Source organism: Micromonospora sp. M51 (assembly GCF_018070305.1).
GTDB lineage: Bacteria > Actinomycetota > Actinomycetes > Mycobacteriales > Micromonosporaceae > Micromonospora > Micromonospora parva.
Genome location: NZ_JAGPXZ010001428.1, coordinates 1 through 566, shown reverse-complemented (window position 1 = coordinate 566; position 566 = coordinate 1). Strand labels below are relative to the sequence as shown.

Annotated in this window: 1 pseudogene; it reads left to right on the top strand. The window is 76.7% G+C overall.

The annotated features are described in order from the left end of the window. Nucleotides 1-566: pseudogene (locus tag KBX53_RS35255) on the top strand (adenylate/guanylate cyclase domain-containing protein); the annotation flags it as partial.

Below are 566 nucleotides of genomic sequence, written 5' to 3'. Positions count from 1 at the left end.
AGGCGTGGGCGGTGGGGACGTTGCGCGCGGTGGCGGCGTTCGCCACCGCCGAGCTGGGCGATCTGGCCGAGGCGGACCGGGAGGCCCGGCGGGCGTACCGGGAGTTCGCTGCCGCCTCCGACGACTGGGGCCGAGGTTTCGCACTGGTGGTGCGGGCGGTGGTGGCGCGCGGGCTGGGCGAGCCGGAGCACGCGGCCGACCTGCTCACCGACGCCCTGGCGTACGCGGAGCGCACCTCGCACCCGCTGCTCACCGGGATGGCCGGGACGCTGCGGGGCTTCGTCGCGTTGGACATGGGCGACTGCGAGACGGCCGAGCAGGTGGCCCGGGCGGTGCTGACCGCCGTGGAGCCGCACAACCCGCAGGCCCCGGCGCAGGTGGCGCCCCGGGTGCTGCTGGCGACGGCCCGGCTCGCCGCCGGCGACTCGGCGACCGCTGTGGGACTGCTCGCTCCGGTGGCAACTGCCGCCGCCAACGCACCCTCGCTGCTCTTCTCCCGCCGCCAGACGATGGCCCAGTACGCTGCGGCGCTGCTCGCGCACGGTCAGCGGGAGCAGGCGTTGGAC